The sequence below is a fragment of the Ferroplasma sp. genome (assembly GCF_031200575.1).
Classification (GTDB): domain Archaea; phylum Thermoplasmatota; class Thermoplasmata; order Thermoplasmatales; family Thermoplasmataceae; genus Ferroplasma.
In genome coordinates this window covers 175,726-201,908 of the sequence record NZ_CP133597.1, presented here as the reverse complement: position 1 = coordinate 201,908, position 26,183 = coordinate 175,726, and the positions used below count along the sequence as shown (strand labels likewise).

General features: G+C 39.6%; 27 protein-coding genes. 11 read left to right on the top strand and 16 right to left on the bottom strand.

Going from position 1 to position 26,183, the window contains the following annotated elements:
- Positions 1 to 11: 11 nt before the first annotated feature.
- Positions 12 to 971 carry an ion channel gene (locus RE471_RS01140; RefSeq protein WP_309214930.1) on the top strand — a complete coding sequence of 320 codons (960 nt, stop codon included), beginning with the start codon at positions 12 to 14 and terminating at the stop codon, positions 969 to 971.
- A gap of 6 nt (positions 972 to 977) precedes the next feature.
- Here RE471_RS01140 and RE471_RS01135 read toward each other — a convergent pair whose 3' ends face one another.
- From RE471_RS01135 to RE471_RS01120, 4 genes are all read right to left on the bottom strand, one after another.
- Positions 978 to 1,283: a hypothetical protein gene (locus tag RE471_RS01135; protein ID WP_309214929.1), complete on the bottom strand. Its 306-nt coding sequence runs from the start codon at positions 1,281 to 1,283 to the stop codon at positions 978 to 980.
- Positions 1,284 to 1,291: 8 nt separating this feature from the next.
- Complete coding sequence (locus RE471_RS01130) at positions 1,292 to 1,525, bottom strand: Lrp/AsnC ligand binding domain-containing protein (RefSeq protein WP_309214928.1); 234 nt, start codon at positions 1,523 to 1,525, stop codon at positions 1,292 to 1,294.
- Positions 1,526 to 1,605: 80 nt separating this feature from the next.
- The gene (gene hisS, locus RE471_RS01125; protein ID WP_309214927.1) at positions 1,606 to 2,895 is read right to left on the bottom strand and encodes a histidine--tRNA ligase; all 1,290 of its coding nucleotides are present in this window, start codon (positions 2,893 to 2,895) and stop codon (positions 1,606 to 1,608) included.
- A complete protein-coding gene (locus RE471_RS01120) occupies positions 2,892 to 3,089 on the bottom strand; it encodes a DUF1059 domain-containing protein (RefSeq protein ID WP_021787545.1) in 198 nt (65 codons plus the stop codon). Before RE471_RS01120 ends, hisS begins: the two co-directional genes overlap by 4 nt.
- A gap of 58 nt (positions 3,090 to 3,147) precedes the next feature.
- On the opposite strand from RE471_RS01120, the gene RE471_RS01115 reads away from it, so the two are divergent.
- The 5 genes from RE471_RS01115 (at position 3,148) to RE471_RS01095 (ending at position 7,732) form a co-directional block, all read left to right on the top strand.
- The gene (locus RE471_RS01115) at positions 3,148 to 4,104 is read left to right on the top strand and encodes an NAD-dependent epimerase/dehydratase family protein (protein WP_309214926.1); all 957 of its coding nucleotides are present in this window, start codon (positions 3,148 to 3,150) and stop codon (positions 4,102 to 4,104) included.
- Positions 4,105 to 4,192: 88 nt separating this feature from the next.
- Positions 4,193 to 4,711 (top strand): HPP family protein, encoded by a 519-nt coding sequence (locus RE471_RS01110; RefSeq protein WP_309214924.1) that lies wholly within the window; start codon positions 4,193 to 4,195, stop codon positions 4,709 to 4,711.
- A 32-nt stretch (positions 4,712 to 4,743) separates the two neighbouring features.
- Positions 4,744 to 6,849: a methionine--tRNA ligase gene (gene metG / locus RE471_RS01105; protein WP_309214923.1), complete on the top strand. Its 2,106-nt coding sequence runs from the start codon at positions 4,744 to 4,746 to the stop codon at positions 6,847 to 6,849.
- Positions 6,850 to 6,950: 101 nt separating this feature from the next.
- Positions 6,951 to 7,121 carry a DNA-directed RNA polymerase subunit K gene (locus tag RE471_RS01100; protein WP_298276774.1) on the top strand — a complete coding sequence of 57 codons (171 nt, stop codon included), beginning with the start codon at positions 6,951 to 6,953 and terminating at the stop codon, positions 7,119 to 7,121.
- Between the two features lie 77 nt (positions 7,122 to 7,198).
- On the top strand, positions 7,199 to 7,732 hold the full coding sequence (locus RE471_RS01095) for a cob(I)yrinic acid a,c-diamide adenosyltransferase (protein WP_309214921.1): 534 nt from the start codon (positions 7,199 to 7,201) through the stop codon (positions 7,730 to 7,732).
- Here RE471_RS01095 and lipB read toward each other — a convergent pair.
- The 8 genes from lipB to RE471_RS01055 all read right to left on the bottom strand — a co-directional run bounded on the left by lipB (position 7,716) and on the right by RE471_RS01055 (position 16,176).
- Positions 7,716 to 8,375, bottom strand: coding sequence for a lipoyl(octanoyl) transferase LipB (lipB, locus tag RE471_RS01090; RefSeq protein ID WP_309214920.1), 660 nt, complete (start codon positions 8,373 to 8,375; stop codon positions 7,716 to 7,718). The two genes, RE471_RS01095 and lipB, sit on opposite strands and share 17 nt — an antisense overlap.
- Positions 8,353 to 9,642 (bottom strand): dihydrolipoyl dehydrogenase, encoded by a 1,290-nt coding sequence (gene lpdA / locus RE471_RS01085; RefSeq protein WP_309214919.1) that lies wholly within the window; start codon positions 9,640 to 9,642, stop codon positions 8,353 to 8,355. Before lpdA ends, lipB begins: the two co-directional genes overlap by 23 nt.
- A complete protein-coding gene (locus RE471_RS01080) occupies positions 9,643 to 10,800 on the bottom strand; it encodes a dihydrolipoamide acetyltransferase family protein (protein WP_309214918.1) in 1,158 nt (385 codons plus the stop codon).
- 13 nt (positions 10,801 to 10,813) lie between these two features.
- Positions 10,814 to 11,779 (bottom strand): alpha-ketoacid dehydrogenase subunit beta, encoded by a 966-nt coding sequence (locus tag RE471_RS01075; protein WP_309214917.1) that lies wholly within the window; start codon positions 11,777 to 11,779, stop codon positions 10,814 to 10,816.
- The gene (locus RE471_RS01070) at positions 11,776 to 12,810 is read right to left on the bottom strand and encodes a thiamine pyrophosphate-dependent enzyme (RefSeq protein WP_309214916.1); all 1,035 of its coding nucleotides are present in this window, start codon (positions 12,808 to 12,810) and stop codon (positions 11,776 to 11,778) included. Before RE471_RS01070 ends, RE471_RS01075 begins: the two co-directional genes overlap by 4 nt.
- Positions 12,803 to 13,657, bottom strand: a complete 855-nt coding sequence (gene lipA, locus RE471_RS01065) for a lipoyl synthase (protein WP_375379265.1) — start codon at positions 13,655 to 13,657, stop codon at positions 12,803 to 12,805. The genes RE471_RS01070 and lipA overlap by 8 nt, the downstream gene beginning before the upstream one ends.
- Before the next feature lie 85 nt (positions 13,658 to 13,742).
- Positions 13,743 to 14,732: a dihydropteroate synthase gene (folP, locus tag RE471_RS01060; RefSeq protein ID WP_309214914.1), complete on the bottom strand. Its 990-nt coding sequence runs from the start codon at positions 14,730 to 14,732 to the stop codon at positions 13,743 to 13,745.
- 37 nt (positions 14,733 to 14,769) lie between these two features.
- Positions 14,770 to 16,176 (bottom strand): MFS transporter, encoded by a 1,407-nt coding sequence (locus RE471_RS01055; protein WP_309214913.1) that lies wholly within the window; start codon positions 16,174 to 16,176, stop codon positions 14,770 to 14,772.
- A 204-nt stretch (positions 16,177 to 16,380) separates the two neighbouring features.
- Between RE471_RS01055 and RE471_RS01050 the strand changes: the two genes are divergently transcribed.
- From RE471_RS01050 to RE471_RS01035, 4 genes are all read left to right on the top strand, one after another.
- On the top strand, positions 16,381 to 16,788 hold the full coding sequence (locus tag RE471_RS01050; RefSeq protein ID WP_375379264.1) for a DUF6015 family protein: 408 nt from the start codon (positions 16,381 to 16,383) through the stop codon (positions 16,786 to 16,788).
- Positions 16,789 to 16,804: 16 nt separating this feature from the next.
- Positions 16,805 to 18,577, top strand: a complete 1,773-nt coding sequence (locus tag RE471_RS01045; protein WP_309214911.1) for a ribosome biogenesis/translation initiation ATPase RLI — start codon at positions 16,805 to 16,807, stop codon at positions 18,575 to 18,577.
- Between the two features lie 76 nt (positions 18,578 to 18,653).
- Positions 18,654 to 20,387, top strand: coding sequence for an MFS transporter (locus tag RE471_RS01040; RefSeq protein ID WP_309214910.1), 1,734 nt, complete (start codon positions 18,654 to 18,656; stop codon positions 20,385 to 20,387).
- Between the two features lie 4 nt (positions 20,388 to 20,391).
- The gene (locus RE471_RS01035) at positions 20,392 to 20,826 is read left to right on the top strand and encodes a MarR family transcriptional regulator (protein ID WP_309214909.1); all 435 of its coding nucleotides are present in this window, start codon (positions 20,392 to 20,394) and stop codon (positions 20,824 to 20,826) included.
- On the opposite strand, the gene RE471_RS01030 is transcribed toward RE471_RS01035, so the two are convergent.
- The 3 genes from RE471_RS01030 to RE471_RS01020 all read right to left on the bottom strand — a co-directional run bounded on the left by RE471_RS01030 (position 20,807) and on the right by RE471_RS01020 (position 23,516).
- Positions 20,807 to 21,811, bottom strand: a complete 1,005-nt coding sequence (locus RE471_RS01030; RefSeq protein WP_309214908.1) for an alcohol dehydrogenase catalytic domain-containing protein — start codon at positions 21,809 to 21,811, stop codon at positions 20,807 to 20,809. The two genes, RE471_RS01035 and RE471_RS01030, sit on opposite strands and share 20 nt — an antisense overlap.
- Positions 21,812 to 22,062: 251 nt before the next feature.
- Positions 22,063 to 23,313 (bottom strand): divalent metal cation transporter, encoded by a 1,251-nt coding sequence (locus RE471_RS01025; RefSeq protein WP_309214906.1) that lies wholly within the window; start codon positions 23,311 to 23,313, stop codon positions 22,063 to 22,065.
- 29 nt (positions 23,314 to 23,342) lie between these two features.
- Positions 23,343 to 23,516: a hypothetical protein gene (locus RE471_RS01020; RefSeq protein ID WP_309214905.1), complete on the bottom strand. Its 174-nt coding sequence runs from the start codon at positions 23,514 to 23,516 to the stop codon at positions 23,343 to 23,345.
- A 135-nt stretch (positions 23,517 to 23,651) separates the two neighbouring features.
- Here RE471_RS01020 and tgtA point away from each other — a divergent pair, with 135 nt between their 5' ends.
- Positions 23,652 to 25,529, top strand: coding sequence for a tRNA guanosine(15) transglycosylase TgtA (gene tgtA, locus RE471_RS01015; RefSeq protein ID WP_309214904.1), 1,878 nt, complete (start codon positions 23,652 to 23,654; stop codon positions 25,527 to 25,529).
- Here tgtA and RE471_RS01010 read toward each other — a convergent pair whose 3' ends face one another.
- Entirely contained in the window at positions 25,530 to 26,159 is a 630-nt protein-coding gene (locus tag RE471_RS01010; RefSeq protein ID WP_309214903.1) for a GNAT family N-acetyltransferase, read from the bottom strand. It lies immediately after the preceding gene.
- Positions 26,160 to 26,183: the final 24 nt, after the last annotated feature.

Below are 26,183 nucleotides of genomic sequence, written 5' to 3'. Positions count from 1 at the left end.
TTTTAATTCTGATGATAATAGTTTTAATTGGGTCGTATCTGGAGTACATCTCCCAGATAAACATACAGGGAAGCCAGATAAAGAGCCCTGAACTGGCAATTTGGTTTGTTTTTCAAACTGTTACCACTGTTGGATACGGGGATGTTGTCCCGGTTAACCTAACAGGAAGAATAATTGCCATTATAATAATGCTTGCCGGTATAGGAACTGTAAGTACACTTACGGCATCCACCGCGGCATACATGACCAATGTTAAACTGAAACACAGAATAAGGAGGATTAAAATGAAAAATCATACAGTAATATGCAACTATAATGATTATTCCAGCAATATAATATCAAATTACCTGAATAGAAAATTAAAAATAGATTCGCTGGTCTTGATTGCAAATATGAAGGAAAACCCGGTAAAATCTGATTATGTCTTTTTTACCCCCGGAGATCCGGCGGATGAAAAAACACTGGAGGCTGCAAATGCCGCAGAGGCGAAGCGTTTTATTGTTACCGGTGATTTCAATTCGGATATACCACCAAATCTTATAGATGCAAAGACCATACTGAATATTTTCCAAATAAGAAAATTAAACAAATCTGCAGAAATTATCGCGCAGGTGGCAAAATCTGAGAACGTGCCCAATGCAAAGAATGCAGGTGCAGACGAGGTTATAACCTTAAATGAATTAAGCGCTCTCGTAATATCAAAATCTATAATGAACCCAAAGCTGCCGGATTTTGTTCTGAAATTGCTATCCTCAGGCAATGGGCCAAAAATTTATTCGGTAAAAATACCTGAGAAATACATCGGCCATAAAATCATTGATTTCCTTAAAGTCTTCAATAAAATAATTATATTATCTGTGCTGAAGGATGACAGTTATATATTCCCGGTGGCAAGTGGATATGAATTTGAGGAAAATGATGTAATTTATTTTGTCTCAGAAGAAAGTGAAATTAAGGGTTTGTTAAAATAATTTAATTTATGTTTTCATTATGGCCCCAAGGAATATCAGGAGGCCTATTACCACACCTATGATGGCGGCAATTATGTAAAATACAGTGGGCTCAAGGACTCTCGTAATGAAGCTGACACCGAACACATCATGTGAACCCAGTATTACAAATATTCCTATTAATAAACCTACAACCAACAAGCTGGCTCCAACTATCCTGCTTTTGTTGCTTCCAAAATATGCGGTTAAAATTCCGAATATTATGAGGGACAGGGCAAGCAAGGCAAGCAATACTAGAAAAAATACATCCCAATTCCAAGAAAAACCTGTCATATCATCACCTATAACTTAATCTCCGCAAGTGTTTTTGTTTCAACAACGCCATTGATGCTTCTTATATCCTGGATAACGAGTTTCCCTATCTCGGTCATTTCATCTGTGTCTATTTTAAGTATAAGGTCATATTCGCCAAGTAGCGGATGCACCTCTGTTACATATTTTAATTTAGACACCTTATCATATATTTCATGTTCCTTACCTGGTAAAACTCTTATAAGGACAAAAGCAACTGACATTTATGGATAAGGTATTATTTCAATATAAATTTTGTTGTCATGTGTTTTATGGAATTAATAGAAATCCAACCTATATAATTTTAGGAAGTTCTATTTCTAAGGTGCAGTAGAAAGTCATCATATCCCACAGTTGATTGCTCGGAAGTTTCCATATTCTTTACTGTAACTGTATTCTCTTCAACTTCCCTATCACCTATTATTATGGCATAATTACAGCCTGAGGCACTTTTTATCTGTGATGATATCTTTCTATGTGTCATGTCTACCAGTGCTATTTTATTAAGGCTTCTGATTCTGCTTGCTATCTTGAGTATATATTCATCATCTGAACTTGAAAGGTTGCATATATAATAAGATTCCTTTACATTACGTTTGACCCAAAGATCCTGCCGTTTGAGAAGTAATTCAATTACTGCATCACCAATGGCGAATCCTACAGCCGGTATTTCCTCATCTGTAAATAGTTTTGACAGGCCGTTATACCTCCCCCCTCCGAGAATTGCCCTCAACTCTCCCTTAACGTCAAAAGCCTCAAAAACAATACCTGTATAATATGAAAGCCCCCTTACTATAGAAAAATCAAAATTTATTGTGCTTTCTGTGTAAAGCCCTATCAATTCAAAGGTTTTCTTAATCCTATCAACCCTGGGTTTTATTTCATCATAATTCTTTACTATCTTTTTTACCTTTTTTTCAAGTCCACCTGTATCTGTTTTCTCAGACAGAAGCGATAAAATTTTCTTAACCACATCCTCTCCAGCGCCTATACCGTTAAGCATTGATGAAAAACTGGCTCTGTCCAGCTTTTTATATTTGTCAATAATTGAAAAGGCTTCAGGTATATTTTCAATTCCCAGGTCATTCAGTATATATTCCATGAGAAATCTGTCATTTATGTTGATTTCATATACCCCGGAGAGGCCTAGATAGTCCAGTATGCTGGACGCAAGCCCTACAATTTCTGCATCAATTTCCTCAGAATCTATGCCGAACATGTCTGCATTGAACTGGTAGTGTTCCCTGAATCTTCCCTCCTGCGGTTCCTCGTACCGCCACACTTTTGGAAATGAATACCATCTTATAGGCCTTGGCAGGTCCTTTCTTGCTGTCAGAAGCCTGACGGTAGAAGGCGTTGCCTCCGGTATCATTGTGACCTCCCTGCCACCCTTGTCAACAAAAGAAAATGTTTGATTTACAAGCTCTGTGCCTGATTTTAGCCTGTATAGATCCAGTGGCTCCAGGCTAGGGAAATCTATTCGCTTATATCCAAAGTTTTCAGCAGTGTCTGTAATTTTTTTGAAAAAATATTCCCTGATCTCCATGTCCTCTGGATAATGATCACGGAATCCCTTTATTTTTTCAATTTTCATATTTCCCCTTTGTATTCTTCACCCTCGTATATTACGGATTCTATTTTTTTCATGGTTTCTTCGTCTATATCATTTGTTGCATGTGCATAGTGGAAATGGATTCTTATTCTGGGAAATATGTCCTCCCTCTTCTCTGCATGGTTTTCAAATGAGCAATTCCATCCTAAATCCTTACACTTAAAGTAATAGGTCATGGTACCATATTAATTTTTAATATAAAAACAATTATTATTTAATAAGCCATCTCCTTTTATGCATGAAAAAAATATTTTGATAACCGGTGGTGCAGGTTTTATCGGTTCAAACATGGTAGAAAAATTACTGCCGGATAATAGGGTTACCGTAATAGACAATCTTAACAACCATGTGGGTGAAAGGTTCATAAGAGCTTTCAAGGGAAATAAAAATCTGGAATTTATCAACGCTGATCTATTATCCTTTGATTTCAGCAAATTGAAAAATATAGACGTGGTCATTCATTTAGCAGCCAATTCTGATGTCCGGTATGGATCAGAGGACCCGGTAAAAGATTTTGAAAACAATGTTGTGGTTACCGAAAATATACTTGAATATATGAGAAAGAAAGACGTAAAGCAGATCCTCTTCGCCTCTTCCTCAACCGTGTACGGTGAGGCCTCAGTTATGCCAACACCTGAAAATTATGGTCCTTATATGCCTATATCATCCTACGGTGCCTCTAAAATGTCCAATGAGGGTTTTATTACGGCATACTCCCATTATTATGGCATGAGGGGTACAATTTTCCGTTTTGCAAATATAGTTGGAAAAAATTCCACACACGGTGTTATATATGATTTTATAAACAAGCTTATGAAAAATCCCAGTGAGCTGGAAATACTTGGGGATGGAACACAGAGAAAATCCTACATGCATGTTACTGACTGCGTTGATTCAATGATATACGTTCATGAAAAGTTTGACAAAACTGATATAATAAATCTGGGCAACAGGGATACAACATCTGTTAAAACCATTGCAGATTACGTTGTCAAGAGAATGGGTTTAAAGAATGTTAAATATAACTACACCGGGGGAATTGGAGGTAGGGGATGGAAGGGAGACATAAAGATAACCCACCTCGCCATTGACAAACTTCTTGCCACAGGATGGAAGAGCAAGTACACAAGCGATGAATCCGTGGATACAGCTGTACAGGAAACAATAAAGCAGTTGAAAAATACTGATTAAAGTTTCAGATCTGCATATCATAAATTTATTATTTTAAAATGCAGGACATATAGATTTATTTATAAACGGTAAAGGAATTATTTGAACGATGAAATATGTTCATAGCAACAATGAAATCCGCATTAGAAACAGTATAATTCCTGCAATTTTTATCGGGATAACCATGTCAATTACTATATTTTCTCTTTCCCTTATACATATATACGTTATTCCCATAGCAAAATTTATAGTTTTTTCGTCCTTTGCATCAAGTTCCTTTCTACTATTCATGGAGCCACACCAGGAATCGTCCCGAATCAGTAAATTTGTCAAAAGCTATATAATCTCCGGGATCTGTGGAATTATAGGATTCGTTGTTTCTTTGCACATAGGATTATATTCAACTCTGGCACTGGTTGAGACCATGGTTGCGCTTTTACTGGTTGCCTTTAAGGCAATGCACCCCCCTGCAATGGGCATAGCCGTGGTTTTTATACTGGAACGTGCAAATGTGTTCGCACTGCTTTTTCTATTTGCCGGAATGCTCCTTATAATTATATTTGACCGGTTTCTAAATAAGTTTGTCTATATTATAGAGGATGAGTTTAAGATAGATACCCAAAAATAAAGGCTTAAATTTCAGTTTAAACTATCCTTCTGATGGAGTCCGAAAAAATTCTTGTAAACTGTGCATTACCTTACGCTAATGGGCCATTACACCTCGGGCATATTGCGGGAGCATACCTCGGTGCAGATATATTTGTACGCTTCAGCAGGATGGTAGGCAAGGAAGTGCTTTTTATCTCTGGAAGTGATGAATACGGTACGCCAATTACAATCAGTGCTGAAAAAAACCATGTAACACCGCAGGAAATAGCAGACAGGTTCCACAATATGCAGATTGAAACATTCAATTCACTTGATATAAATTTTGATAAGTTTATGAGAACCAGCGACCCTGAGCACGATATAGACGTGGACGAATTCTTCCTCAATCTTCTCGAAAAGAATTACCTGGTAAAAAGATACATGGTTTCACCATTCTGCAAAACGCTTAATAAATTCATGCCGGATAGGTATATAGAAGGAACATGCCCATACTGTGGGTATGATGGGGCCAGGGGGGACCAGTGCGATAACTGCGGTAGAACACTGGATCCAATAGAATTAATCGATCCTGTCTGCACTCTTGTTCATGAACCCCCGGTTTTTCGTGTTACAGAACATTTCTTTCTTACCCTTGACTCACTTCAGAAGGAACTTTCAGATTATATAGATTCAAAAACATACTGGAAACAGAACGTTTTGAAATTCACGCAGAATTTTATAAATGAGGGGCTTCATCCCCGGGCAATAACCAGGGATCTGGACTGGGGGGTTAAAATTCCCCTACCCGGCTATGAGAATAAAAAGATATATGTGTGGTTCGAGGCACTTATAGGTTATATAACAGGCGCAAGAGTATACTCAAAGGAAATAGGCAAGCCCGATTACTGGAAAGAGTTCTGGATGAATAGAAATGTCAAATCATATTATTTCATAGGAAAGGACAATATACCATTCCATACAATAATATGGCCTGCAATGCTCCTGGCACATGGAGAGTACAATCTGCCCTACAACGTTCCTGCTAATGAATACCTCCGTTTTGAGGGAGAGAAATTCTCCAAAAGTCGTGGCATAGGATTTACAGCAGATGAAATGTTAAAATTTGTTGATAAGAACTCATTGCGGTATTATATGGCATCCATACTTCCAGAAACCGGGGATTCAGACTTTTCACTACACGAATTTCAGTATAAAGTGAATTCTGAACTGGTAGATAAGTATGGAAATTATATATACCGCGTGGAGAGCTTTATCGAAAAAAATAACCTTTCCCCGACTGTACCTGAATCTTTTGATAAAAACGATAATGAAATACTTGATTTGCTTCGCAATAAATTTTCTGCATACTGTGAGGAAATCGGAAATCTGCACATTAAACGGGGACTTTCTATATGGCTTGAAGTGGTAATGATAGCAAATAATTATTTCACAGAGGCTGCCCCATGGAAGCTCATAAGGGAAGATATGAAAAAACTTAATGAAAAGCTGTACACATCCCTGAAGATAGCCCAGTACCTTACAGCCATGTTATATCCATATGTGCCCTCGGCTTCGATCAGCATCATGGAATCACTTGGAATGCAATTAATACCCGGGGAATCTACATTTTTAGAGCTTCTGGAAAATAACAATTTCCATGTAAATAAGGGAAAAATACCATTCGAAAAAATTGATTTAAGCAACCCAAACATACTTGATATACAGCTTGCAACAGTCATATCGGTGGAGAACCATCCCTCGGCTGACTCCCTTTACGTTATAAAAGTTCATGCGGATAGGGTTTATACCTCAGTATCTGACTTAAAAAAATATTATTCCACTGATGCGCTTATTGGCAGGAAGGTACTGGTGCTTACCAATATGGATCCTGCCACAATCAGGGGGATAACATCGGAGTGTTTAATCCTGACATTGAAAAATGGGGATTCAGTGGAACTTCTAACTGCCAGGGGTGAAGATGGGGACCAGGTTGCAGCCGATAATTATACCTATAACGGGGATGGAACATTAACTTACAAGGAGTTTCAGAAGATAGGGTTCAGTGTATTGGACCACCATCTTATGGTAAAACTGGGAGAAAGCCAGTATCCCTTAATGCTGAATGGCACGTATATTAATTTATCTATCAATAAACTGGATAATGCGGTAATAAAATAAATATAGAATGGGGTATAAAGTCATATTCCCCACTAAAAACCCGGATAATACAAATGTTTATTTATGATTATTTAATACACTTTATACTTTAAATGATTTCTATGATGCTGACTAAATTTGAAAAAGCGAGGATTATTGGGGCCAGAGCATTGCAGATAGCAATGGGCGCTCCTGTGATTTTGGATGTTTCGCCTGACATGATAGATCCCATAGATATCGCAATTTGTGAGTTTAATAACAATGTTATACCGATTACAATAAGGCGGAAATAAAATTTTATAGTATTTTTGAAGCTTAATTCGCTGACGCTTTAAACAAAATATTAAATCTCTAATAGGAATTTGCTCCTATGTTTACAAGGCGTGGAGATCAGGGGGAAACCGATAATGGCCTCAGAATCAGGGTAGGGAAGGATTCTCCGATGGTAGATTTACAGGGCACACTTGACGAATTAAACTCATTTATAGGAAATGCACTGATAAATACCAAATGGGATGATATTAAAAATGATTTGATTAAAATTCAAAATGATGTTTTCGTAATAGGTGAGGATTTAACTGCAGAAAGCCAGCATAGAACCATAAAGGAGGAGGATGTGAAATGGCTTGAGCAGAGGGTGTTTGAATATAGAAAGGAAATAGGAAAAATAAAACTCTTTGTCATACCTGATGGCAGCGTGGAGGCAGTGTCGCTGCATATGGCCAGAACCGTTGCCAGGAGAACAGAAAGACTTTCTGTATTCGTCTCAAAGCAAATGCCAATGAATAAATATATCATGATATACCTTAACAGGCTTTCTTCAGTACTTTTTATGCAGGCACTTGCATCAAACAGGCGTCTTGGAATAGTGGAGCGTATATGGGATATTAAAAGGGAATCCTGATTATATTCCTGCTCTCCACCTGTGTAAATTTTCCGAAATGCTCTGAAAATTCATCTATTAAAGAATGTATGGCCTTTTCCCGGGGTATATCAACGTATGATATGACACTACTGTTCATTCCACACGGATTTATAAGCCTGAAACCCTCAAGGACCTCTGGAGATATATTCAGTGCCATTCCATGGTATGAAACATAATCATCCACAGCCATTCCCAGCGACGCAACCTTCCTTTTCTGTCCATGATCATCGATCCATATTCCAGGTTCTCCATAGAGCATAGCCCTGTATCCATATGATTTTAGCATATCTATATACGACTCCTCTATATTTTCAAGCAGTTTCCTGATCTCCTTTTTGCCGTTTATCCGTACATCGAAAATAAAATATGCAACGAGCTGTCCTTCACCATGGTATGTAACATCCCCACCACGATCGGTTTTTATTACATCTACATTGCTGTAATTGGACGGCTCACTTTTCCTTCCGATGGTATAAACATTGTAATGCTCAAGGAACAGTACGGTATCTGGAATCTGGTTATCCTTCCTGGCCCTCACCAGCCTGTACTGTAAATCAAGTGCATCATTGTATTTTATTTTACCAAGGTCAGTCCAGTAGTTAGTCATTTCTCTCAGAAGCATCCTTTAATCCCTCAGAAACTGTTGGATGTGGATGTATTGTCAGGAACAGATCATCTATGGAAAGCCCGGATTCAACTGCGAGGCTGATCTCAGTTATAGATTCAGAAGATCTTGGTGCAGCAACCCCGGCCCCTGTTATGCTCCCATCATCGTCATAGTAAATCTTGAAGAATCCCTCCTTCTGATTCATGGTCAGTGATCGCGGGTTTGCAAGTACCGGTACCTTGTTGTATTTGGCTCCTGGCTTACCTGTAAAGGCAATCTCCGGATCTGTATACACAACAAATGGCAGTGCCCTGTAATCCACAACTGTATCATTTCCCAGTATATTCTCTGCTGCAACATACCCATCATAAAATGCCTTATGTGCAAGCATGGGACCTCCGGAAACATCTCCTATTGCATAGATATTGGGTACGCTAGTTCTTTTATGGCCATCAGTGTGTATGAATTTTCCGTCCATCTGGATTCCGAGCTTTTCTATTCCTGTATTCGCTGTATTGGCCACACGCCCAACTGACATGAGAACTGTATCGGCTTCCATGCTCTCACTGCCCTCTATTGCAACAGTGTACTTTCCATTTTTCTTCACTGACTGAACCCTGCTGCCGGTCATGATCTTAACTCCCAGTTTCCTGAGTTTTTTATCAACCTCCCTGGCAAGGTCCTCCTCTATCTCAGGCAGTATCCTATCCTTCATTTCAACTATATAAACATCGGACCCCAGTTTCCTGAAGGCAGTTCCCATTTCCACGCCTATATAACCGCCGCCTATTATAACAAGTTGTTCAGGGATCTTTTCCATGGCAAGTATTTCCCTGTTATAGTATACATCGTCTATTCCCTTTATTTTAACAGGCACAGACCCTGTATCTATGACTATATTCTCTGCTGAATAATCTGTTCCATTGACTGTGACGGTATTTCTGTCCTTTATGCTACCCTTGCCATAAACTATTTTGGCTCCCAGGCTCAGGCATAGCTTTTCCGCACCACCGGTTATTCTGGTAACCACGGATTGTTTCCATTTCTGCCATTCCTTCATATCAAGACTATAATTCAAGGAAACTCCTGGCATATCTTTTAAATATTCTATGCCCTCGCTGAGTTCTATAAGTGCCTTGGATGGAATGCATCCATAGTTCAGGCATTCCCCACCGAATTTTTCCTTCTCAATGATCAGGACCTTCTTTTTATGTTTTAATAGCCTCAGGGCAGAATAATAACCACCAGCTCCTGACCCTATAAATGCAGCATCGAAATCCATTCAATCACCAATATACAATAATGGATATTCCAGTACTTCTTTTAATCTTCCCAGGAAACGGGCGGCCTCAGCACCGTCTATAAGCCTGTGGTCGCATGCAAGCGTGAGGTATAATCCCTGCTTCAGCTCTCCATTTTCGAAGGCTGATGTTCTGGAGTTGACTTCAAGTATTGCAACCTCAGGATAATTGATTATAGGTGTGGCCATTATACCTCCTATGGACCCGATATTTGTTACTGAAAATGTTGATCCCTGGACATCCTGGAGCTGCAGCTTGCCTGTTCTTGCACGTTCTGCCATATCCTTTATCTCATCCGATATCTGGAAGATACTCTTTGATGCAGCATCCCTTACAACCACAACAGTTAATCCTGTAGGTGAATCTACAGCGACACCTATGTTATACGTCTTCTTGACTGTATATGTTTTATTGCTCTCATTATAAACAGCATTCAGCTTTGGAAAATCCCTGAAGGCAACACTTACGGCCTTTACAAAGAATGCCGTAAAGCTCAGATATCTTTTTCCAGTATACTGTTTTATGGCCTTTTCTATATTCCCTGTGTCTACGAAATCAGTGATGGTAAAATGGGGTATTATCTGTTTAGATTTTGTCATTTTATCAAATATTATCTTTCTTATCCCTGTAGGCGTGATTATTTCATCCTCACCGGCTTTACCAGCAGGTGGTTTCGGAGCCTCCACAGGCTTCTGGGATGTGAAACGATCTATATCCTCCCTGGTTATCCTCCCATCTGGAGATGAGGGTTTAACCTTAAGGAGGTCAACATTTTTTGATCTTGCATAGGCACGGACTGCAGGAGTGGCCTTAACATTTGGTATCTTTTCATCGGTGCTTATGGAAACTTCCTGTTTGGGGGCAGATTCCACATTCTTATCCGAAGCGGGGCTGTTTGACTCGTCAGGTGAATCAATTTCAAGGATAGCATCGCCTATCATTGCAGTTTCCCCCTCGCTGACAAGGGTTTTAACAATCTTGCCGGCAACAGGTGAAGGTATCTTAACGGTTATTTTATCCGTCATTACCTCTACCAGCTCATCATCTTTCTTTACCATGTCACCAGGTTTCACATTCCACTTTACTATTTCTCCTTCCTGAATACCCTCCCCAATGGGAGGTAAACTAACAGTATACATTTATATCACCAAATTAGTATTTCAACAGTTTCTCTATTGCTGCCATTATTCTCTTCTCGTTGGGCACGTAATAATCTTCCAGTGCAAAGGGTATCGGTATATCAAGCCCTGTAACCCTGAGAATAGGTGCTGCAAGGTAATCAATGGCCCTCTCCGAAATTGTGGCTGAAAGCTCAGCTCCAACACCAAACATCTTTGGGGACTCATGAACTATGAGAACCTTTCCAGTTTTTTTTACGCTGGCCATGATGGTATCAAGGTCGAAGGGGCTCAGTGTCCTTAGATCTATTATCTCTGCATTTACACTGTTCTTCTCTACAGTACTTTTAACAAGCGGTACAGATGGTCCATATGTTATAATGGTAAGGGCATCACCCTCCTTTACAACACTGGCCTTTCTGAGATCAATTTTATAATAATCATCAGGAACCTCCATTTTTCCTGCATAATAAAGCCTCTTTGGCTCCAGGAATATAACAGGGTCGTTCAATTCTATGGATGAAAGCAACAATCCCTTTGCATCATAGGGATTTGATGGCGTCACAACTGTAAGCCCCTGTGTATGGGTAAAGTACGCCTCTCCGCTCTGTGAATGATAGGGTCCACCATGAACTCCACCTCCATAGGGTGTTCTCAGCACCATGGGAAGTGTGTAATCCCCATTTGTCCTGTATCTGAGTTTTGCCATCTGGTTGATTATCTGATCCATGGCAGTGTAGATAAAGTCCTGGAACTGGATTTCCGGTATGGCCTTCAGACCTGCCATGGACATTCCTATTCCGAATCCTACAATTCCAAGTTCGGCCAGGGGAGTATCCATAACCCTCTCCTTTCCATATTTTGCCAGAAGGCCATCCGTTACCCTAAAAACTCCGCCATCTGTTCCAACATCCTCTCCAAGAAGTATTATCGAATCATCTCTTTCCATTGCATTATTTAATCCACTGTTAAGTGCCCTTACCATGGTCATCTGGGTCATTGTATATCACTCCTTTCTTCACTTATATACCACGGTTCCTCCTCATACAGGTTTCCCATCATGGTACTCTTATCAGGTTTCGGTGCCTTTTCATATTTGTCTATAAGCTGTGAGGTTGTTTCTTCCATCTCAGCATTTATGTTGCTGATATCCGTATCAGTTAAAATTTTCATGTCCTTTAGCAATTTCTGGCTCACAACAAGGGGATCCTTATTACCTCCTTCTATTACAGTTGTAGTTCTGTACTTATTAGGATCATCTGCTGTTGAATGTGGTCCCATCCTGTAACTCATCGCCTCTATAAGTATGGGCTGATTTTCAGCACTTTCCAGGGCTTTTCTCGTTGCACGGTAGACCTCTATGAAATTGGTGCCATCTATCCTTATCCCGCTAAATCCATATGCATCTGCCTTCTTATATATAGCCCCCCTTGTTTCTTCATAAGTGTTGCTGAAAGCTTTATCTTTGGTAGGATATGTCGGAACGGATATTGCAAACTGATTATTTTCCACAAAAAATACCATAGGTAAATTATAAACTCCGGCAAAATTCATGGCAACATGGAAATCAGGGGTCGATGTGGCGCCGTCTCCGAATGTTGTTATTACGGACCCCTTCTCTTTCCTGTATTTCTTCGCATATGCAATCCCTGTTGCTGATGTTAAATGCCCTGCAACAGGAGTTATAACTGCACCTATATTGTATTTCTTTAAGGAGAAGTGATCAGGCATATCCCTTCCTATCTCATTGTCTGTGGCGGTTGCAAATACCTGGGAAAGTATTGTATCCACTGGAATCCCCATCTGAAGAAGGACACCAAAATCCCGGTAATATGGATAAAAGAAGTCCTCCTCTCTTATTGCCATTCCCAGACCAATGTGTATTGCCTCATGCCCCATCAGTGGAATATAAAACGGTAAAAATCCCTGCCTGCTGGCATTGAGCATTTTCTTATCAAAAAGCCTCTCCATTACAATATTTTTATATGCTGTTAACAAACCTTCCTTACTAATATCAGTTTCCTCAATCATGCTTATCCCTCATTTTTATGTACCCTTCAGCTGCCCTGTAAGATGTCCTCACAAGTGGACCGGAGGCAACGAAAGAAAATCCTATTTCGTAACCTTTTTCCTCAAAGAGTTTAAATCTCTCCAGGGAAGAATATTCCTCCACCTCCAGCTGTTTTTTGGTTGGCCTGAGATACTGCCCAACAGTCAGTATTTCAACTCCTGCCTCCCTCAGGTCTCTCATGGCCTCTATAACCTCTTCATCTGTTTCTCCCAGGCCAATCATTATGGACGACTTTGTTATGGCATTTTTATCATGTTCCTTTATATATTTAAGTACGCCCAGGCTCTGATCATAACCCGCACGTGGATCACGTACTGATGGAGTTAATCTTCTAACTGTTTCAATATTATGTGCTATTACATCTGGCCCTGATTTTATTATCTTATCTATATCTTCATGATTTCCACTAAAATCCGGAATCAAAACCTCAATTTTTATTTTAAGCTCCCTGACCTTATTCACAACAGCAGCAAAGGCTGAAGATCCTTTATCCGGGAGGTCATCCCTGTCAACAGATGTTATTACAACATAATCAAGTCCCATAAGTTTTGCTGACTCGTATACCTTTTCCGGCTCCATGGGATCCAGTGGCAGCATACCACCGTGAGTCACGGCACAGAACCTGCAACCCCTCGAGCAGTTGGACCCAAGTATCATGAATGTTGCCGTGCCACTTTCCCAGCACTCGCTTATGTTCGGGCAGTGAGCCTCCTCACAAACCGTGTAAAGGTCTCTTGTTGCCAGAGTGTTTTTTATGAAAGTATAACGTTCCCCAGTAGGAAGTTTAACCTTGTACGGGACTCTCATCATGTTTCATCCATTGGTAGAAAATATATAAACTTCACGTTATTAACATTAACAATTGCCGACCTGCCCACAGCAAACTGCATGATCAAAAATCATTAATATACCTGTACATCTTTATGGCATCCCTGTTTGGCAAAACATCATGTACTCTTATTACATCAACCCCGTTGTTATTAAGATAAATTGATGTTGCAACTGTTCCTCCTACTCTATCATCAATGCTGCTTCCGGTTACCTTTCCTATAAACCCCTTCCTCGATGTGCCAAATAACGTATCAAATCCAAGGAAAAAAGACCACGGGAATCTGAGAATAGACATATTCCCTTCAAAATCCTTTGAAAACCCTATTCCCGGGTCCAGTATGATATTATCAGGGTCTATGCCTGCATTAACCATTGAATTAGCCCTATCATAAAAAAACATATTGATCTCTGCAAAAATATTGTCATAGTGCGTTAACTGGCCCATATTCTGCGGTGTGCCTCTCATGTGCATGAGTATGCATTTTGCCCCGCTGTCCCTTGCCACATCAATCATGCGCCTATCCTCAAATCCTGATATATCGTTTATGTAATCGATTCCATAGGCTATTGACCTGCTTATTGTTTCATAGTGCCTGGAATCCACAGATACCGGTATATTTGAAACTGATTTTATATATTCAATTATACCCTTTATCCTGTTAAATTCTGTTTCCGGGTCAACCTCAGAGCTACCCGGCCTTGTACTTTCACCGCCTATATCAATTATATCTGGCTTCGAATCTATCATCCGGTCTACTATTTCAGTACTGGTAATTCTGGACCCTCCAAAAAAGGAGTCCGGTGTTGCATTGAGTATTCCCATAATTTTCGTTTTTTTATTCTTTATTTTCATTTCAACTTTTCTGGAAAGTTTATCCTCAAAACCCTGAAAAAGGCTGTTTTTAAAATAAAACTCTTTAACTGTATCTAAGGACAGACTTTCAGAACTATAATTATATTGATTTCCGGCAATTTCCACCATGCCGTTCTCTGATTCTATGTAATGGCTGAGCTTATATTTATTTTCCGGGTCAGGAAAAATAATCTCCATATGCTTACAGATTATGCTTAAGGATTATTAAGTCTTTTCACTTTCCCGTACTTGTAAATTCACCCTCTCTGGATATTTCTCCCAGATCTTTCCTCTTTGTTTCAGGAAGCAACAGGATTGTTATTATCATCCCGGCGAATGCAATAATCGCAAGTATCCCCAAGAGAAAGTGAATCCCGGTTACAGATAGTATGATGGTGTCGGCAAATGTGCCTATAAATGCCCCCGTTTTCCCACCAGCAGAGGAGATGCCAGTTCCAAGCCCCCTTGTGGAAATGGGAAATACCTCCGGTGGATATACAAACGTTGTCACATTGGGGCCGAACATTATGAAGAAATAGCTTATTCCATATATTAATAGAAAATAGTCCAGGAATTTATATGTAGTAAGGAAACTTACTAATGATATGGTTGCGAATGAAATTGCCATCATTGCAAATCCTGCAACCTGCACAGGCTTTCTCCCTATCCTGTCTATTGTAAATGCCGCAATCCAGTATCCTGGAAAAGCTGCAATACCGAATATCATGGCAGAATATTCATTTGTAAGGATAATTGCATGTATGCCGGAAATCGATGCGGGAACAAGAAAGGAAAGTATGCTGTTGGACATTATAGAATTCCCATAAAAGGCCCAGTCCATTAAAAACCATGCTCCTGCTGTGCCTATAAGTGTTAAAAGGAATTTTCTGTCCTTGAAAAGAATATACCAGGGGGCCTTTACAGTTTTCCCCTGTTTTGCATCAGATTTTATGCCCGTAAAATTTTTCAAATTCTGAGCTGCCTGGGCATAATCACCCCTTACATCTGCTGTATATCTGGGTGGTTCAGGCATTTTTCTCCTGAAATAGATTACGATAATTGCCGGAAGTGCACCTATGGCCAGTAAAAGACGCCATGTTATGTAGGGCGATACCGCATTGGAGAGAAATGCCATGGATATGAGGGGCCCCGCTATCAACCCGAAACTCTGCATAGAAAATACCATACCAACAAATTTCCCCCTGTTCATTGTATTGGAATATTCTGTCATTATCGTTGAACTGGTTGCATAATCACCCCCTATACCTATGCCAAGTAGAAACCTCCAGAATATGAGTAAGAATATATTATTAACAGGAGTTAGAAATGCACTTCCCAGGGCACCTGCTATCAGGGCAATTAGTTCAAGCCCATATATGGCCTTCCTGCCAGAGTAGTCGAGAAGGCGCCCGAAAACTACAGCACCTATAACGGCTGCCAGAAGAGCTGTGGATGTTAATAACCCCTCATAAAATACACCGATGCTGTGCCAGCCTGCGTATGGAAGCAAAAGTATAACCACACCTATAATAAACAGATCATATGCATCAGTGAAAAAACCAAGCCCTGAAATGAATAATACCTTATAGTGAAATCTGGACGATTTTGCCATATCCATAGATCTATCTATATCTGAACTCATTACATATCCAATCTTATGAGACTTCTAAACATTATAAATATTACCTATATATTCTATATATGCTATATAGGTTGATTTTTCTCTTTGCGGGAAACCTTAATATAATACGAATACCATATTATTATTCAAAATTAAATAACCTTATTAATTCACATGTAATAAGGTATGTTTACTTTAAAGGTGATTAATGTGGCAACAAGTAACATGGAAATGGTAAAATTAAGAAACAGGACATATGTTAAAATAGATGAACTGTCAAGGGCAATAAGCAATGGATTGAGTCTTCAGAATCGGAAGATGGGTATTGAGGAATCAGAATCCTCAGCAGAGCACATTATTAATTTCTTCGGGTACAGTACAAGGGTTATTGATAATATGCTTGAGCCAGAAGATAGGGATGTTTTTTATACAATGGAAGATCTGGGAATACTTGAAACCGAGAGAGAAGAAACAACACTTTTTGATGGAAGGGAATGGCGTATACATTACTGGATACTGAATGTACTCAGGGTGCTGGAGCTATCCGAGATGAATATAAATACACCAGCGGATCATGATAGACAGTTCGATATATACAGTGAGATACCGGACGAATACTGGAAATCAAATTAAATTTTGAGAATATAATATGCATATAGCTATTTTAGACAGGGAAAGATGCCATCCGAAAAAATGCAACCACGAATGCAGGTATTACTGCCCCCCTGTCAGGAACGGGGCAAAGACAATAGAATTCCCAGGGCAGTCCGATGACTTTCCGGTAATTACGGAATCACTGTGCATTGGCTGTGGTATATGCGTGAAAAGATGCCCATTTGATGCCATAAAGATAGTTAGCATACCAGATGAACTGAATAAAAACATAGTGCATCAGTATGGAATAGACTCTTTCAGGCTTTATTCACTGCCTGAGCTGGGAACTGGAAGGGTTAATGCAATTCTAGGGCAGAACGCCCTTGGAAAAACCACAACCATGAATATATTGTCCGGAGTTCTGATACCAAATTTCGGTGATATAGAAAGGAAGGATGACCAGGATTTTGTAATAGATAAATTTTCAAAGAGCATAATGGGCCAATATTTCAGGGACTTATACAGCGGAAAAAAGAAGGCAGTGCTCAAAAACCAGTATGTAGATCTCATTCCCAGAGTTGTGAAAGGCACTGTTCGCGAAATCATGAAAAATAATGATCATGGAAACATGGATATAATAATAGATGAACTTGCAATGTCCAGTTCCCTTGACAGGGATATAAAGGAACTTTCTGGTGGGGAATTGCAGAAACTGGCAGTTGGAATCACGCTGATGAAAGATGCAGATATTTACCTCTTTGATGAGGCTTCCTCATACCTTGACATAAACGAGCGACTGCGCATATCAGAAATAATAAGGGAACTTTCAAAATCTAAAACTGTACTTGTTGTTGAACATGACCTTGCCATTCTGGATAAGATGGCAGACCAGATAAACCTTGTTTATGGAAGCCCGGGGGCATATGGTGTAATTACCAAGGAAAAATCAACGAATAAAGCTATAAATGCTTTCCTTTCCGGGTATATAAGGGAGGAAAATGTGAGGATCAGGCCAGCATCCATTGATTTTACTGTTAAATCAAGCAAAAGAACATCTGTAACAACAAGGGTTACATCATGGACTGCAATGGAAAAACAGTATGGGAATTTTAAGTTGAATATAGGGGAAGGATACATAAACAGGGAGGAAATAATTGGTGTCCTGGGCCAGAATGCACTGGGAAAAACAACCTTTGTTAAAATCCTTTCAGGAGTTATCAAACCCGATTCCGGTTCTGTGGAAAATGAGCTAAGAATAGCATACAAGCCACAGTATATATCCAGTGATTATGATGGCACGGTTTACGAACTCCTCTCCAATGCGTTGAAGGAAAAAATGGAGGACGTCTTCATAAAGAATGAAATCCTTTCGCCGCTTAATATTGAAGAGCTGTATGATAAGGATATGGGAGACCTTTCCGGCGGGGAACTGCAGCGTACGTCCATAGCCCTGACGCTGGCTACAGATGCCGATCTTTACCTTATTGATGAACCATCTGCGCATCTTGACTCTTCGTACAGGATGAGTGTTGCAAGAATAATAAGGAGGGTAATGGAAAACAATAAAAAGAGTGCCATAGTTGTGGATCATGATATTTATCTTATAGATCTCATATCTGATGCACTTATAGTTTTCAAGGGTGATCAGGGGGTATACGGTGAATCTATTGGTCCAATGGGGATGAGGGAAGGAATGAATACATTCCTTAAGGAACTGGGAATTACATTCAGGCGCGATGAAATTACAAAAAGGCCAAGGATCAATAAATTGAACAGTGCACTGGATCGCCAGCAGAAAGCAGAGGGAGAATATTATTATATGAAATAATTCTTGACTTCATGATTGTTTATTAGTAAATATTTTTGTAAAATAACCTTTAAATAATAAAAAATAATTAGCTAGTATGGTTCAGGAGAAATGGGTAGCTTTATCAAATACTACAATGGGAGTATTGATGGCCACTATAAACATGAGCATACTTATAATAGCACTACCGGCAATATTTACCGGAATTAAATTAAATCCTTTACAGCCAAACTCATTTGTATACCTTCTATGGATACTCATGGGATACATGATAGTAACAGCAGTACTTCTGGTTACAATAGGCAGATTATCAGATATGTTCGGCAGGGTCAGGCTTTTCAATATGGGTTTTGCCATATTCACTGTTGGCTCCATACTGCTTTACCTAACTCCGGGAAAAGGTGACACTGGTGCACTGGAGTTAATATTCTTTAGGATTATTCAGGCTGTAGGCGGGTCGTTCATATTTGCAAACAGTTATGCAATTATTACTGATAATTTCAAGAAGGAAGAAAGAGGGTTTGCACTGGGGATAAATGCCATCGCGGCCACAGCTGGAATGAGCATAGGAATAGTTGTGGGTGGAGTTCTGGCAACAATTAACTGGAGATACATATTCCTTGTGAGTGTTCCTGTGGGAATCCTGGGGACTGTGTGGTCTTACCTCAAACTGAAGGAAACATCCCCAAAAAAGAAACAGAGGCTGGATATCCCCGGAAACATAACATTTGCAGGTGGTTTAATTATATTCCTTGTGGGAGTTACATACGGGATAGCTCCATACAAGAGCAGTGCAATGGGATGGGGAAATCCGTGGGTACAGGTAGCGCTTATTGTGGGTGCCATACTTCTTATAGCATTCCCATTTGTTGAGAGAAAGGTTAAACAGCCAATGTTCAATCTCAGCTTATTCAGAATCAGGGGCTTTACTGCGGGGAGTTTCGCAGGAATGATATCCAGTATGGGGATGATGGGTTTCATGTTCATGATAATTATACTGTTCCAGGGCATATGGCTTCCTATACATGGATACCATTATGCATCAGTGCCATTCTGGGCAGGAATATATATGCTTCCAATGACAGTAGCCATGGGAATATTCGGTCCCATAGCAGGAAGATATTCTGATACACATGGTCAGAGATGGCTTGCATCATCAGGGCTCATAGTTTCCGGCGTGGCCCTCCTCCTGCTGGTACTGCTTCCTGCCGATTTCATTTATATATTCATGGCTATACTTCTCTTCATGTTTGGGGCAGGAATGGGTATGTTCACTGCACCGAATACATCTGCGGTCATGTCATCTGTGCCAGCTGATGTCAGGGGTTCTGCTTCCGGCATGTTAACAACACTGAGAAACGTCGGCACAACAGCAAGTATGGGCATATTTTTCTCAATACTTATACTTGGATTAACAACAACACTGCCCCACACTCTATCCTCCGCTGTTTATGCCGCAGGAGGAGGAAGCACACTAGCAGTAGAAATGTCAAAGCTCCCTCCCACAGAGGCTATATTCGGTGCACTTCTGGGAATCAACCCTGCAAAGGTAATACTGGGACTGCTGCCGACCAGTGTCGTTAGCAGCATTCCAGCAAGCGCCATAGCAACCATGACTGCCAGAACATGGTTCCCTACTATATTTGCACCAGCCTTCATTAAATCGCTGCACATAGTTTTCTATGCTGGTGCTGCAATAGTTTTTGTTGGGGCACTTGTATCAATTTTCCGTGAGCCGCTTAGAAAGTCAAAATCAGAAAAAGCAGATAAGGCTGAAGCAAAACCAGAAAGCTCTGACATATCTGACAGGGCAGTGAAGATGAAGAGGTAATATTATGGAGAGAACTATTACAATATGGTCACTGCTTGATAGCATCCTTACAGAATACGGTTCAAGGATAAAAGATAAAATAGGGGAATACTCTCTTACCAGAACTGATTATAAACTCCTGTATCTGGTAAGCAATGAGCCAAGGAACATGAAATACCTTGCTGATGAACTTTCCCTAGCAAAAGGCTGGGTCACTGATATCACCGATGGCCTGGAACAGATGGGGCTGGTCAGAAGGATACACAGCAACGATGACCGCAGGGTAATAAATATACAGATAACAGATAAGGGTCTCAAAGTATTTAACGAAATACAGTGCATAATTAAAACAATTATAAACGACTCTGTTTCATCACTTCCTCCAGAGGATGTTGAACAGCTCTGCAATATTCTAGAAAAAATAGATATAAACTTAAAATCTACGAATAATAAGAAATAACAGGCTTGATAAAATCCTTTTTTCCAGATTTAAATAAAGTGCCTATATCATTTAATCCTATTATATGGTCTTCCATTCCAGTGCAATCAATAAGCCCGGAGCTTATCATGTTTATTGCTTTCTTCATTGTATATGGATTTATGAAATCACCGAAGATGGAAATTTCTTTGCTGTAAATTTTATTTGCATTTATGCCTACATTTTCTCCAGGAGGATATACAGAGAAGGCAAATATCTTTCCAGAGGGGGCAACCATATCAACTGTTCTGGCCAGTACACTGTTATCCCCTGTTGCTTCGATTACTAAATTTGCTTTCCCAATAAGTGGGCTGTTCATTATCTCATCAGCACTTGTATACAGGGCATCTGCTCCATATTTTGCAGCAAGTTTATTTCTGATCGGATTTCGACCCATTATATGTACTGGATAGTAACCCATGCCCTTTAAGATTTGAAGAAAGGTGAGTCCTATAAAACCTGTACCGAGAATAATTGCAGATCCTCCGAGATGGACATCTGTTGTTTCAAAAGCGTGTATAATGCATGCTACCGGTTCTGACATTGCTGCATGCTTAAAATCCATGCCATCAGGTACTCTGTAAACCACCTTTTCCGGCACAGTAACATACTCTCCGTATCCGCCAGGGTAGTTTATTCCAACGCTTCTCATATTCTCACAGAAATTTTCCTTTCCCTCCTTACAGTAATCACAGTGCCCGCATGTAATATTCGGATCAACCACAACATGATCACCTGGATGGAAAGATTTCACGTTCCTTCCGGTTTTTGCCACGATGCCGCTTAATTCATGGCCTGGGATTACCGGGTATGTCACTGCAAGATGCTTTCCATGATATGCATGAAAATCAGTTCCACATATTCCACATGCCATTGTTCTAATCTGGACTTCGTTATCATCCGGTTCTTTAGGTTCTATATCTACAATTTCAAGCTTTTCCGGTTCTTTCAAAATAAAAGCTTTCATAATGTTTAATGGGATTATCTTTATTATAATTTTTCCGGAAAAGGACCAGATATCATCTGGTATATTGACCATAGGTACCAATTAACAGGATAATTAAATATTACAATCGTGGCAATTCCTCTGAAAAATAACCGTGAAGTTTTACAAGGAATAAAAACCTTGCAAATTTTCAGTATATACTGGAAATAAAATTTTTATAATGTATAACCCTTAAACTTCAAGTTTGCCACATAGAACCTGTTATCAGGCCATTATAATGAAGTTGCCACGGCGATGACAGCAGTTGATATAATAAGAATAAACATGGCCAGATACAACGCCTCATTTTTCCTTGATAGGACAAGTTCCCCCATTATTTTTTTGTTTCTTCCTATAATCCATAACATTATCATTGGTGCCACAAGTGTAAAAACAAAGAATATTAGAAGATAAAGAACCAATGCTATTAAGCTTGAGGGGTTAATAATGATGACTGCAATGACGGCGGGTAAACTTTCAAGTACATATACAAGCCAGTAAGATTTTTTAGAAATATTCAGGGATTCAGCAATTCCCCAGGCACTTCCCAGCGATATAGTAATCAGTGCTATAAATCCTGCGGCAATAATTCCTATCCCGAATATGAAGGGCGAAAGGGAACCGGCAATTGGAACCAGGACTTTGCCAAGTTCCTGGGGTGTTGCAAAGAACGATGAACTCGCTGCATGTGGTATTCCTGTAAACGCCATCTCAGCTATTACCATTAATAACTCTGTCACTATGGCTCCAACCAGGGTCTCCCTGCGCATTATTTTCACCGATCTGTGACTCTTTATGCTGATACCAATCTTACTCATATCCGTTAATTTTAATCCCGTTGCAGATGCCTGAAAGAATATCATAAATGGCATTATTACTGCGCCCACATTTGCAGCAAGCAAAAAGAAATAGCCTGCAGCAGGTTTAATAAGCAGTGGATTTGACATTGGTGATGATAATGGCATAATTCCACGATAGAATAAGGAGGCCAGAAGAGCAACGATAAGTATAAGTGATATTATGAGTAAGGGTTTTTCGGCCTGGTTATACCTTTTTCTGGTAACAATCAATATATGGATAATATATATCACCGGGATAGTATAATATAGGGACAGGCCCATTATCTCCAGCCCGATGCCTATCCCCAGATATTCGATTCCGTAGGTAAACATATCAGTTAATGCCATGGGCATTGCAACAATTGATGCTACCCTCTTCCCATAATTTTCCCTTACCACCTCTCCCAATCCACTTCTTGTGGCAATGCTGATCCTGCCTGCAAGCTCCTGGACCACATAAAGAGGTATAATAAGTACCAGCATAAGCCATATTAATCCGTATCCAAGGGTTGCACCGGTTTGTGCCGCTCCTATATACGACGACGCATCCATGTCTGCCATCATGACAAGCCACGCCGGGCCGAACATGAGCAGTGTATCCTTGCTAAGGAATTTTTTTCTTTTTGTTAGGGCATTTGCATCCATGTTAAGTCATCATCTTTCTACGATACATGCTATATGTGGAATTTTTCCCATTTCATCTCAACCACTCCTGAACAATTTGCACCTGTATGTAATGCATCCAGTATAAACTGCTTTTGTTCGGAATTTTTAACTGCATCCGCAAAAATTTTAAATGGTGAAAATAGGACTTCTAAATAATTCCTTCCCTTACTGCTAAATTCCATGGGAAGGTAATTAGGTGTGCCTAAATAAACTTATTGTGATTGCCAGCAATACGGTATTCAGGCTAAACATCCATTCGTTGCAGGTACAATTTAATTTTCAACTAATAATTATATAGAAAGTTAAAATTAGCCATAATGCAGATGTTTTTCAAGGAAGGGCTGGCAAGGATAGGAAAATTCACCACACCACATGGTGATATAGAAACACCAACAGTAATGCCGGTCATAAACCCGAATCTAAACTTTCTCTCGCAGGAAGAATTAAAATCTATAGGAGTCCAGGCAGTTATTACCAATAGTTATATTATAAAACGAACGGCATCACTTGAGCAGGAGGCCCTAAAATCTGGGGTGCACAGGCTCATAAATTTTGATGGTCCCATAATGACCGATTCCGGCACATTCCAGAGCTATGTTTACGGGGACATAGAGTACAGTAACAGTGAAATCGTGGAATTCCAGAAAAAAATAGGAAGCGATATCATCACGATTCTTGACATATTCACCAAACCACAGGATAGCTACGATCAGGCAAAAGCTGCAGTATATGAAACCTATAGAAGGCTAAGGGAGGTAAATACAGAGGACTCCATAATAGCAGGGCCGATTCAGGGCTCAGTGTATCCGGATTTGAGAGTTGAATCTGCAAAAATGATGTCTGAGGCATCATATCTCCCCATCGGCGGGGTGGTACCACTCCTGGAGTCATACAGATACAGTGACCTTGTAAATGTAATTATAAACTCAAAGATAAATTCAGACTTTTCAAAACCCGTGCATCTTTTTGGTGGCGGCCATCCTATGTTCTTCGCCTTTTCTGTTCTGCTGGGTGTGGACATATTTGACTCCGCCTCATACATAAAATACGCAAAGGATAATCGTGTGCTATACACAGAAGGCACCAGAAACCTGAAGGAAATCAGGGATTTTCCTGAATGGAGCCCTCTTTTTAATAAATATTCCCCTACGGAATTGATCAGGGCAGATGAAAAGACCCGGCTGAAATTACTTTCCATGCATAATCTCAAGGCAATATTCAACGAAATTACGGAAATTAAGGAGCGTATTTATGAAAACACACTATATCAGTATGTGGAGGAAAAATCAATGGCACATCCTGCACTTTATAGTGCATATATGGAAATGCTGAAACACGACCTTAAACCATACTGGAACATTTCACTGAAATCCCCCCTGTACTTTTTCAACTATATAACATATAAAAACATCTTTATCAGGCGCCTTGCTGATTTTACTGAATCCTACATAAGCAATGGCAAAAAAACATTACTTATTAACTCTAAACAGTGGAGGCATGGATTTCCCGTATCCAGTGACATAATAAACTCTTACGAAACAACTGATTATAACTTCCTTGTCCAGTGGAATGATATATTCATTCCCATAGAACTTGAAAATACATATCCTGTAAGCCAGATGGTTTCCTCAGGAATTGTGGATCGTGATTATACAGAAAGGTATGTGAACTGGTTGAAATCAATAAATTCCGATATCCATTCATACAGCCCATCAATATGTGGTAATTCCCGTATCAGAAGATACACGCATACAAAAATAAACACAGTATTTAAATTTCAGTTTCACACTGAAATGGATCTTTTTAAAGAATCAGATTTTATTGTGAAATCCCGTGCCACAGGGCATATAAGGAATATCAAGAGGGATGGCAAAATTATTGCCACCATGAGAAACGACGGATTTTTGACACTATCTATCTATGGCGGGGTACTTCTCAACGATATGCTTGACTTTCCATATTCAAGAGTGATAGTTAGCCAGGACAGTGGGGAGTTCAATTCACAGGGATATAATGTATTCTTCAAATTCATTGAAGACTGCGATAAGGATATAATCCCCGGGAATGAGGTTATGGTCACTGATTCCGGTGGAAATCTATTTGCAGTAGGGCACGCAACAGTATCTGGAAAGGAAATGAAATTTTACAGGGAGGGGATAGCTGTAAAGGTTCATGAAGGCATTAAAAAATTCTAATCATTCCAGCTGTATATCATCTGGAATATTGTCAAGTATACCATTGAGTGTTTTATCATCACTTCTCCTTTTGTATATATGTGTGTAAATTTGTTCCAGCACTACCTGTATTTTCTCTCCCTCAAGCTTCTTAATATTCTTTCTGGACATTATCATGAGTTTCATTTCCTGTGATTTGTTATTGTTCCTGGGGGGAAGGAAATATTTAAAACCTGTCAATGTTTTTGCACCCGCCCGGCGGTAAAATTTTATTCTCTTCATTCTCTGATTCTTATTGTCTCCCTCACCGGGATTTTCCACCTCGAATATTACGTGATTATACCCTTCCTCTATGTCGAATATTTTTTGAAGAAACAGTGATCCAAGCCCATTCCCCCTGTACTCTTTCTTGACAGCAATATAATCCAGAAATAAAAAATCAGAATCATTAACTGGCCACATCATTATAAATATTGCCGGGTTTCCATCGTATTTTCCAATAAACATTTTTTCATGGTCTTTTTCTATATTCCTCCTTATATCCTCCACAGGTCTTTTCTCTGATGCCGGGAACGCTTCCTCGTAAATATTTATGCCATTACTAAAGTCCTCCTCTGATTTTACCTCTGATATAACAACATTGTTTAACATACCTATCTATCCGGTTATGCTATA